Origin of the sequence: Kribbella sp. NPDC051718 (genome assembly GCF_040681515.1) — a bacterium.
In the GTDB taxonomy this organism is placed as follows: Bacteria; Actinomycetota; Actinomycetes; order Propionibacteriales; family Kribbellaceae; genus Kribbella.
This window is the reverse complement of sequence record NZ_JBFAYZ010000003.1, coordinates 202,830-213,657: the sequence shown is the minus strand read 5'-3', so window position 1 is coordinate 213,657 and position 10,828 is coordinate 202,830. Positions and strand designations below refer to the sequence as shown.

The window sequence follows — 10,828 nt, the reverse complement described above, 5'->3', positions numbered from 1 at the left end:
CGCACCTGCGAGAGGAACAGTTCGTGGATCATCAGGATGCTCTTGTGCTCGACCCGACCGGCGCCCGGCGACCTGAGGAGGAGCTGACGCTGCACGCGGCGGACGGGCCCGTGCTCGTCGACATCTTGGGTGAGCGCGCCTGGGCGGTTGCCGACCAAGGTTTACTGACCGCACTTCTGACTGACGACCGGGTGTCCAAGGATCCACGGCAGCACTGGCCCCGCTTCATCGACGGCGAGATCGTCGGCAAGTGGCCGTTGTACCTGCAAGTGGCCGTGAACAACATGTTCACCGCGTACGGCGATGACCATCGGCGTCTGCGCCGCCTCGTCGCGCCGGCGTTCTCGGCCCGGAGGACCGCGCGACTCATGCCCTCAATCGTGCGCAACACCGAGTTGCTGCTGGATGTGATCGCCGATCGCGAAGAGGAGACCATCGATCTGCGGGAAGCCTTCGCGGCCCACCTTCCGGTCCGGGCGATCAGCGATCTGCTGGGGATTCCGGCCAGGATGCGGCTCGGGTTCCGGACGACCATCGACAGCATCTGGAACACGACGTCCAGCCCAGAAGACGCTGTCCGTAGTACGCACGACGTCTACCGGATGCTGCACGAGCTGGTGAGCCTGAAGCGCGCGCAGCCGGCGGACGATCTGACCAGCGTGCTGATCGCGGCTCGTGACGACGAAGGCGACGGATCGGCCTTGACCGAAGAGGAGTTGATCGACACCCTCTTGCTGGTCGTCGCGGCCGGCTACGAGACGACGATCAATCTGCTGGATTCGGCGATCTGCGCGCTGCTCACCCGTCCTGAGCAGCTGGACCGGGTGCTGACGGGTCAGGCGGACTGGTCCGACGTGGTGGAGGAGACGCTGCGCTACGCGGCACCGGTCAGCCACCTCCCGATGCGCTACGCCGTCGAGGACATCGCGCTGCCGAAGGGTGCGGTGATCCGTAAGGGTGACGCGATCCTGGCGTCGTACGGGGCCGCTAGCAACAACCCCAGGACACACGGCGACTCGGCGGGGGCGTTCGACCTCACTCGCGCCGACAAGCGGCACGTCGCTTTCGGGCACGGCGTGCACTTCTGTCTCGGCGCACCGCTGGCGCGTGCCGAAGCGTCCGTTGCGCTGTCCCGGTTGTTCGAACGATTCCCACGGATGCGATTGGCGGTTCCCGAGGCGGACCTTCTTCCGTTGCCCAGCATCATGGGCAACGGTCATCAGACGCTACCGGTCGTCCTGGCCGAGGGGAGATCGTGACCAGATCTCGGCGACGTGTGTTGGTCGTCGCTGTCACTGCGCTGGCGAGCAGCAGTTGCACGGCCGCTTCGCAGCACGACGCGAAGGACCTGCTGGTGACGAACTGGTCGTCGAGCGACATCTCGGCTTTCCATCTCCGGGCCGACGGCTCACTGGACGGGAAGCCGCGGCTGACCAGAGTGGCCAAGAAGACGGCGAACCCGCAGGGCTCGATCCGGTCGCGGGACAACCGCCGGCTCTATGTCGCCGACTGGGGATCGGGCACGGTCACGTCGTACAAGATCAGCTCGAAAGGACAGCTCAAGGACCCGGTGACGGTGACGGCGAGCCGGGCCGTCCACCCGTCGAGTCTGGCGTTGAGTCCTGACGGCCGGAACCTGTACGTCGCCGACGACGGAAATGGGAAGCGGGGCTCGGTCGCCCATCTCAAACTCGACGACGACGGGCGGCCGGAGCCGGTCTCCGCCGTCGACTCCGGAGGAGACGGTACGACGTCCGTGACGGTCACGCCCGACGGCGGCACCTTGCTGGCCAGCAATCCGGGCACCGGGACGATCTCCAGTTTCGCGCTGAGCGACGACGGATCGCCCACCTTCGTGACCACGACGGCGAGCGGCCGCGGAACCTTTTCACGGCTGTCGGCGGCGACGGACAACTGGTTGTGGCAACCAACGCCGGCGAAGACACGCTGACACTATTCCGGCTGAGGCCAGGCAGCCGGCTCGAACGCATCGCCGACACCGCCGCGGGAGCGCACGAACCGCGCGGCATCGTTGTGGACGGCAAGGGCCGACGCGCCTACGTCGCCAACTTCAACGGCGGCAAAGGCGCCGGTGCGGTCACGACCTTCGCGATAGAACCGTCCGGACTCAAACTACTGACAGCCGCTGCTGCGACAGGCTCATCCGGATCCGAAGGCATCGCCCTCTCCTCAGACGCCAAGGCCTTGTACGTCGCGAACTTCAACACCGACGGCAACGGCAGCATCACCAGCTTCCCGGTCACCTCCGACGGCCTGCTCGGACCACCCCGCGAACCGATCGAAACCGGCGGCCGGCAACCCGACCTCACCAGCATCACCCTCGCGCGGTGACCCGCCTCGTCGGCGGATGATTCGGTGCCGGCGGGGAGGTAGCTTGATCGAGTGGGAACCGTGGAGCGTGGTCCGAGACTGACCGGGCGGGACGCCGAATGCGGCGTGCTGGATGAGCTGGTGCTGGCTGTCCGCGCTGGTGAGAGCAGACCGCTGGTCCTGTACGGCGAGGCCGGGATCGGCAAGTCCGCCTTGCTGGATCACGCCGCGGAGCAGGTGAGTCTGCTGGGCGAAGGTGGCGGCGAGTTCGCGGTCGTCCGGATCGCGGGGATCGAGTCCGAGCTGGACCTCGCCTACGCCGGACTGCATCAGCTGTGTGTGCCGGTGCTGGATCGGATCGACAGCCTTCCGCCGCCGCAGCGTGAGGCGCTGCGGACCGTGTTCGGGATCAGCGCCGGGCCACCGCCTGATCGGTTCCTGGTGGCCCTGGCGGTGCTCGGTCTGCTGTCCGAAGCCGCCGCCGATCGGCCGTTGCTCTGTCTCGTCGACGACTTCCAGTGGCTGGATCGCGCCTCCGCACAGGTAGTGGCCTTCGTGGCTCGCCGGTTGGGGGCCGAGTCGGTCGGCCTGCTGGTCGCGACCCGGGAGACCGGAGAACCGGCCGGGCTGCCGTCGTTGGAGGTACGGCCGCTGGCCGACGCGGCCGCGCGCGAGTTGCTCGACGCGGTACTGACTCCGGGGATCGACGCGCAGGTCAGGGACCAGCTCGTTGCCGAGGCGCACGGGAATCCGCTCGCGTTGCTGGAACTGCCGCGAGACGCGCAGCTGGCCGGCGGGTTCAAGATGCCCGGCGGGCTGTCCGGCAGCGTGCAGGACAGTTTCGCCGAGCGGTTGAAGGCGATCCCGGAACAGACCCGGCGCCTGCTGCTGGTGGCGGCGGCCGAGCCTTCCGGCGACGAGGCGCTGGTCCGGCGGGCCGCCGGTCATCTCGGGGTCGGGATCGAGAACTGCGCGGCCGCGATCGAGGCCGGCCTGGCCGAATTCGTACCGCGGATCCGGTTCCGGCACCCGCTCGTCCGGATCGCGGCGTACCGGACGGCCACCCCGCAGCTGCGGCGGCAGGCGCATCAGGCGCTGGCGCTGGAGACCGATCCCGACCTTGATCCCGATCGGCGCGCGTGGCATCGGTCGGAGGCCGCGCCCGGAGCGGACGAGGAGATCGCGACCGAACTGGAGCGTTCGGCGAGCAGGGCTCAAGCGCGTGGTGGGCTGGCCGCGGCCGCGGCGTTCCTGCATCGTTCGGCCCGGATGACGATCGACCCAGCGCTGCGGGCCGATCGGGCGCTGGCCGCGGCCCAGGCCGAGATCCAGACCGGGCGGTTCGATGCCGCTGGCGAGCTCCTGACGATTGCCGAGGCCGGACCACTGTGTCAGGCCAGGCGGGCGCGAGCGGCGCTGGTCCGGGCACGACTCGCGTTCGTGACCGAGCGCGGCAGTGAAGCCCCCAGGTTGTTGGTGGCCGCCGCTCGCCAACTCGAAGCGGTGGACGTGGAACTGTCGCGGTCCACCTACTTGGAGGCGTTGTCGGCGGCGGTCTTCGCGGGCAGGCTTGCCGCGCCCGGAGGCACGGTGTGGGAGGTCGCCCGCGCGGCGGGAGCGGCTCCCCGGCCGAACGGTCCAGGACCCGCGGACCTGCTCCTGGACGGCACCGCGCTGGCGTATCGCGACGGCTATCCGGCCGGCTTGCCGACGTTGCGCAAGGCGATGGAGGAGTTCGGCTCCGGGATGTCGGCCGAGCAGGAGTTCCAACTGTTGTGGATGGCCGGTACGACGGCCATCCGGCTGTGGGACGTCGAGCACTGGGCGGTGTTCTCCGGCCGGCATGTCCGGATGGCGCGCGAACTCGGCGCGCTCGGCGAACTCGCGCTGGCGCTGACCTCGCAGTCCTATCTCCAGTTGCTGAGTGGCGACCTGGCCGGCGCGGCGACCTCGAACGACGAGCTCCAGGCGCTGCGTGCCGCAACCGGCGGCAGCTTCGCGTCGTACGGGGCACTGGCACTGGACGCCTTCCGCGGCGAACTGCCGGCCGGCACCCTCGAGCCGATCCGGCACGACGCGACCCGGCGCGGTGAGGGGATCGGGATCGCCTTCGCGGACTGGGCCGAGGCCGTCGCCTGCAACGGACTCGGCCGCTACGCCGAGGCTGCGCGGGGAGCCGCTCACGGCTGCGAGGACCCGTCGATGGTGTGGTCGCCGGTCGAGCTCGTCGAGGCCGCGATCCGCAGCGGTCAGCCGGGGGCGGCCGCCGACGGCTACCGACGCCTCACCACGATGACGGCGGTGGCGGGCACCGACTGGGGTCTGGGCATCCAGGCCCGCTGCCAGGCGCTGCTGAGCACGGACCCAGAGCCCCTGTACCTCGAGGCGATCACGCTGCTCGGCCGGACCCCGCTGCGCGTCGAGGTGGCCCGCGCACAGCTCCTGTACGGCGAATGGCTACGTCGCGAGCGCCGTCGTACAGATGCCCGCGAGCAGCTCCGCCGAGCCCTTGCCTCGTTCGAGGAATTCGGCATGACCGCCTTCGCGAGCCGGACCGGGCGAGAACTCGAGGCCTCCGGTGGCACCGCCCGCAAACGCGCCGTCCCGACCGCCCGCGAACCACTCACCGCCCAGGAGACCCAGATCGCCAGACTGGCCCGCGACGGCCTCTCCAACCCCGAGATCGCCGCCCGCCTCTTCATCAGCGCGCGCACCGTCCAGTACCACCTGCGCAAGGTCTATCCCAAGCTCGGCATCACCTCCCGCAGTCAGCTGGACCACGTCCTGCCGCGCTGATCAGGTGATGGAGCCCGTTCGGCTTTGAGACGGAGAATATTGGGTAGGTTAGTTGGAATAGATTCATCCTTAGCGACACGCCCTACCGCGAGGAGATCATCCGGATCGGCGACCGATTGCTTCCATTGCTGTCGAATTGATGCTCGGCCTAAGCCCCACCTGTGATCTCCTAGCCGGGTGTCTCTGAAGGTACTGCGAACGCTGGGCGGCGGCCCGTACGCCGAAGTCGGCCGGCCGACTGTTTCCGCGACCAGTGCCGACGGCAAGCGGACCGCCGTCGCCGGGGAGTTGGGTTCGCTCTACTGGCCGGGCGATGCGACCCTCACCGGCACTCGTGGTCATCGCCTCGGTGTCTACCGCGCCGGCGCCTGCGAATGGTTGCTGCACCCCAACTGGCCGGTCCGATCTTTGGCGTTCCACCCCGAACTCCCGTTGCTCGCGATCGGCGTGGGCAGCTACGACGGCGGCTACAACTTCGAAGGCTACCTGCTGCTGCTCGACCTCGGCACCGGCAAGGTGATCAGCACACTCCGCCGCAACAGCCGCGAGATCCGCCGGGTCGAGTGGGCCGGCAACCACACCTTGCGGGTGCTGGTCGCGCCGGTCGACGACGACGAACTCGACGAGAAGGCCCACACGCATGCCTATCCGATGGAGATCGACGGCGACGACTGGATGGCGTGGCCGGACATCACGCTGCCGCATGCGGCCGATTCGATGGTCGAATGCCAAGTACCGGCTGACGGCGAGGCACTGGCCGGCTTCGAGTGGAGCGGCCGGACCAGGGTCTGGGCGGTCGAGTGTCTGGAGGACGGGCGGGTGCTGGCAGCGCACGACAGTCGAGAGGTCGAGTGCTGGGGCGCTGACGGCGAACTGGTGTGGGAGATCGGCGAGGGCTCCAGCGGGCGGCAGATCGCGGTGTCCGCCGACGGGCTGACCGCCTGGGTGAACTCCGAATGGCCGGACGACTTCGGCACCTCCAGGGACCTGGTGCTGCTCGCCACCGGTCAGATCATCGAGGAGGTCGAGTTCGACGGCGCGACGACGATGACGAGTTCGCTCGGCTGGATCGCGCTACGCGGTACCGAACCGAAGCCCGGCCGGCTGACCTTGGTCGACGCGTTCGGAGATGTTGCCGAGGGCCCCGAACTGACCGGGTTCGACTCGGCCAACCATCCGTTCGCGATCCGCCGCGCCACCGAACTCCTTTTCCTGCAAGGCGATGAGGACAAACCCTGGCGGAACAAGTGGGTCGTCACCGTCGACCCGTACGCCTCGGCCGTCCGGCGCATGTTCCCACTCGACTGGCAAGGATCACGGCACCTGTTCGGCGGCCCGGGGCTGATGCTCGACGACGACCTCGTCCACGCCGGCACCGTCCACGACAGCAGCGGACTCCAGCCCGGTGGCGCCTTCGTCGTACGCCGGGCGCTCGCCGACGGTTCGGCGTACTGGGTGTTCACCGCCGATTCGCCGGCCACCGCGATCGACGAGCTCAACGGCGTCGTGTACGTCGGTTTCGCCAACGGCGAGCTGGTCGCTCTCGACGCGGCCCTCGGCAACGTCCGTTGGCGAACCCGCTTCACCCTCGACGGCCAACCCGCGGTACCACTGAGCCTCGCCACGGCGGCGCCGAATCGACTGGTTGTCGGCACGACCGATGGCCGGATCGCGGATTGCCGGGTCGGGCGCTGACTGATCGGCCGATGTGCTCGACTGGGCAGGCGATTGGTGGGTAGGTTCCCTGAGGGTTTGAACCCGGAGTACGGTGGATATCACCGAAAGTAGGGGAACCGCCACTCCCTGTCGCCGGAGGGGTGGGACTCGCACCGCCAGATGCTGTAAGGAGTCCCGATGGTCGACTACCTCCCACGCTCCGCGTGGGGTGCCCGAGCGCCCAAACCAGGGCCCGGCAACCTGCTCGCCTCGCGGGTGCGGGGCGTCGCGATCCACTGGCCAGGGACCGGAACTACGACGCCCATCCACAGTCAGGCCTCGGTCGCGTCCGCGTTGCGCGGCTGGCAGGCGTTCCATATGGACGATCGCGGCTGGTCCGACATCGCGTACCAGGTCGCCGTCGACCAATCCGGCCGGGCCTGGACGTTGCGCGGCCTGCGTGAACAGTCCGGCGCCAACGGCGATGTCGCCGTCAACCAGCAGTACGGCGCGATCCTGCTGGTGATCGTCACCGGCGAGCAACCGTCGGCCGCGATGAAGGCGACCACCCGTGCCGTCGTCGCCGACTTCCGCCGGCTGTACCCCCGCGGGACGACGATCGTGCCGCACTCCGCGATCCGCCCCGACCCGACCGACTGCCCAGGACCGGCCGCACGTGCGGCCATCACCCGCGGGGACTTCAACCCCAGCGGCTCACCGGAGGACGAGATGACTCCCGCCCAGATGCAGGAACTGAAGAACTTCATCGAGGCCCGCACCCAGGCCTACGCGCTCTGGGTGCAGAAGCAACTGTCCCGCCAGGTCGAGGCGGTGGGCAAGAAGTACGCCCTCGACCTCAAGAACTACGAACGGCAGATGGACGGCCCCGACGCCGCCCGGGCCGCCGCCGCCGTCTGGGCCACCCAGCCCAAACCCACCGAAAACCCCACCGACCCGACCGACCCCACCGATCCCAAAGACCCAACTGATCCCACGGATCCGACAGACCCCACGGACCCGACAGACCCTGCCGACCCGACGGATCCCGCCGACCCGACGGATCCCGCCGACCCGACGGATCCGAGCGACCCCACGGATCCGGGCGACCCGAGCGACCCCGCCGAGCCCGGCGACCCGAAGGACCCGGCCGGCCTCACACTCGACCCCTTCCCACCCCTGCCGCCCACCCCGCAGAACTGAGCGACGAGCCCACCACTGGTGGGCTCGGACACCAAGGGGCGACCTTGAACACGTTATTTCGTGTTCAAGGTCGCCCTTTGGTGTTCAAGGTCGCCGCTTGGTGTCGCCGTCCTGTACCGGGAGCGGTTCCGGATCTCCGGCTTACTTAGGCTGACTCTTGAATTAAGTAGGGAAGTTGGCTTTCCTTAGGGAGCGCAGCGGTTGAATGCGCATTCCCGCCCCCAAAACTGCATCAGGAGAGTCGATGACTCCAGGAGACGCCCCACTCCGCCTTCCCCCGCGAACCCGCCGGTTCGCCGCGATCGCCGCGGCTCTGGTGGCCGCGGTAGTCGCAACCGGTCTGACCGTTGCGAACTCCAACGACGCCAGCGCCGCGATCTCGCCGACCGGCTGGAACACGGTCGTCAGCAAGAACAGCAGCAAGTGCGTGGACGCCCGGGCAGCCGCCACCGCCAACGGCACGGCGGTACAGCAGCAGGCCTGCAACAGCAGCACCGCCCAGCAGTGGCAGTTCCAGCCGACGACCAACGGGTACGTCCGGGTCAACGCGCTCAACAACGCGGCCCAGGCACTCGACGTCACCAACGTCTCCACCGCTGACAGCGCGCCGATCCAGCTGTGGTCGTACAGCAACGGGCTCAACCAGCAGTGGCTGCCCGTCGAGGAGGCCGACGGCGCGTACCACCTCGTCAACCGCAACAGCGGCAAGTGCCTCGACGTACCGGGGGCTTCGACCGCTGACGGACTCCAGCTGCAGCAGTACACCTGCAACGGGACCGCTGCCCAATCGTTCAGGATCAACCCCGTGGACGGCACTCCCCCGACCGACCCGCCCGCGGGTCAGCCCGACTTCGGCCCGAACGTGTCGATCTTCGACCCGTCGATGTCGCAGAGCAGCATCCAGAACAAGCTCAACTCGGTCTTCAGCCAGCAGGAGAAGAACCAGTTCGGCGAGCAGCGGGTCGCGCTGCTGTTCAAGCCCGGGACCTACAACGTGAGCGCGAACGTCGGCTTCTACACCCAGGTCGCCGGTCTCGGCCTGACGCCGGACAGCGTCAACATCAACGGCGCGGTGCACGTCGAGGCCGACTGGTTCCCGCCGCAGAACGCGACCCAGAACTTCTGGCGCGGCGCCGAGGGCCTGACCATCACCCCGCCCGGTGGACTCGACCGGTGGGCTGTCTCGCAGGCGGCGTCGTACCGGCGTAACCACCTCAAGGGCAACCTCGCGCTGGACGACGGCGGCTGGGCCAGCGGTGGATTCATGGCCGACACGCTGGTCGACGGGCAGGTCCGCTCCGGCAGCCAGCAGCAGTGGATCTCCCGGAACACCAACTGGGGCAGCTGGACCGGGCAGAACTGGAACATGGTCTTCGTCGGCGCGCAGAACGCACCGGCCGGCACCTTCCCGGACCCGCCGTACACCAAGGTCGCGCAGACCCCGGTGGTCCGCGAGAAGCCGTACCTGTACGTCGATGCCGCGGGCAACTACCAGGTCTTCGTCCCGGCGCTGAAGTCGAACTCGGCCGGCCCCGGCTGGGTCGGCGGCAACCCCGCTGGTCAGTCGCTGCCGATCAGCCAGTTCTACATCGCCAAGCAGGGTGACTCGGCGGCGACCATCAACGCGCAGCTCGCGGCCGGCAAGGATCTGCTGTTCACCCCGGGTGTCTACCGGCTCAGTGACACGCTGCGGATCAACCGGGCCAACACCGTCGTACTCGGCCTCGGCCTGGCGACGCTGATGCCGACCAGCGGGACCTCCTCGATCACCGTCGCCGACGTCGACGGGGTGAAGATCGCCGGCCTGCTGATCGACGCGGCGCCGACCAACTCACCGCTCCTGATGGAGCTCGGCCCGACCGGCTCGTCGGCGAACCACTCGGCGAACCCGACCTCGCTGCACGACGTGTACTTCCGGATCGGCGGCGCGGCCGTCGGCAAGGCGACCGAGACGCTGCGGATCAACAGCAACAACGTGATCATCGACCACACCTGGCTGTGGCGTGGTGACCACACGTACGGCGTCGGCTGGAACTCGAACACCGCGGCCACCGGGTTGGTTGTCAACGGCAACGACGTGACGGCGTACGGGTTGTTCGTCGAGCACTACCAGAAGTACCAGACGATCTGGAACGGAAACGGCGGCCGGACGTACTTCTACCAGAACGAGATGCCGTACGACCCGCCGAACCAGGCCGCCTGGATGAACGGCTCGACCCGCGGCTACGCGGCGTACAAGGTGGCCGACTCGGTCACCACCCACGAGGCGTGGGGGCTGGGCAGCTACTGCGTCTTCAACGACGATCCGAGCGTGGTGGCCGAGCGCGCCTTCGAAGTACCGAACAAGCCCGGCGTGAAGTTCCACTCCATGGTGACCGTCTCGCTCGGCGGCAAGGGCACCATCGCCCACGTCATCAACAACACCGGCGGCCCGTCCAACTCCGCCAACAACAAAGCGCAGGTGACCAGCTTCCCCTGATGCGCTGACCTGATCGGGGGTCCGGCCGTGATCTGCCCCGCGGCCGGCCCCTTCCACTCAACGCCCTGCAGCTGTCAGGGGCGGCAGGGCGTTGAGTGTCGGTCCCAGCTCAGGCTCACGCCCCAAGCCCTCGCCGAACTATGAACTCGACCGCATCATTCATGCCGGCCGGCGTGACCTGGGTTTGCGGGTGCAGTCCAAATCCCCACCTCTAGGGCGTGAGGCAGATTGTCCACAGTCCGGTTGACGGCACCGACCGGACCGCCACGCACGCATAGCCCCTGTCAACCGCCCCGACACACCGGGGCAACCGGTTGCCCACCGGGCTTGGTGTGCACCGACGCCCAGCCGTTGCTGCCAGCAACC

At 68.5% G+C, this 10,828-nt stretch carries 7 protein-coding genes; all 7 read left to right on the top strand.

Translation table 11 applies throughout. The annotated features are described in order from the left end of the window. Positions 1-23: 23 nt before the first annotated feature. The 7 genes from AB0M15_RS12645 (at position 24) to AB0M15_RS12615 (ending at position 10,462) form a co-directional block, all read left to right on the top strand. Positions 24-1,259, top strand: coding sequence for a cytochrome P450 (locus AB0M15_RS12645; protein WP_363816963.1), 1,236 nt, complete (start codon positions 24-26; stop codon positions 1,257-1,259). After that, positions 1,256-1,951 carry a beta-propeller fold lactonase family protein gene (locus AB0M15_RS12640; RefSeq protein WP_363816961.1) on the top strand — a complete coding sequence of 232 codons (696 nt, stop codon included), beginning with the start codon at positions 1,256-1,258 and terminating at the stop codon, positions 1,949-1,951. The genes AB0M15_RS12645 and AB0M15_RS12640 overlap by 4 nt, the downstream gene beginning before the upstream one ends. Continuing rightward, a complete protein-coding gene (locus AB0M15_RS12635) occupies positions 1,921-2,352 on the top strand; it encodes a beta-propeller fold lactonase family protein (protein ID WP_363816959.1) in 432 nt (143 codons plus the stop codon). Before AB0M15_RS12640 ends, AB0M15_RS12635 begins: the two co-directional genes overlap by 31 nt. 51 nt (positions 2,353-2,403) lie before the next feature. After that, complete coding sequence (locus AB0M15_RS12630) at positions 2,404-5,127, top strand: AAA family ATPase (protein WP_363816957.1); 2,724 nt, start codon at positions 2,404-2,406, stop codon at positions 5,125-5,127. A gap of 177 nt (positions 5,128-5,304) precedes the next feature. Continuing rightward, positions 5,305-6,822 carry a hypothetical protein gene (locus AB0M15_RS12625; protein WP_363816955.1) on the top strand — a complete coding sequence of 506 codons (1,518 nt, stop codon included), beginning with the start codon at positions 5,305-5,307 and terminating at the stop codon, positions 6,820-6,822. Between the two features lie 159 nt (positions 6,823-6,981). Continuing rightward, positions 6,982-7,983 (top strand): peptidoglycan recognition family protein, encoded by a 1,002-nt coding sequence (locus tag AB0M15_RS12620; protein ID WP_363816953.1) that lies wholly within the window; start codon positions 6,982-6,984, stop codon positions 7,981-7,983. 244 nt (positions 7,984-8,227) lie between these two features. Next, positions 8,228-10,462: an RICIN domain-containing protein gene (locus AB0M15_RS12615; protein ID WP_363816951.1), complete on the top strand. Its 2,235-nt coding sequence runs from the start codon at positions 8,228-8,230 to the stop codon at positions 10,460-10,462. Positions 10,463-10,828 lie beyond the last annotated feature (366 nt).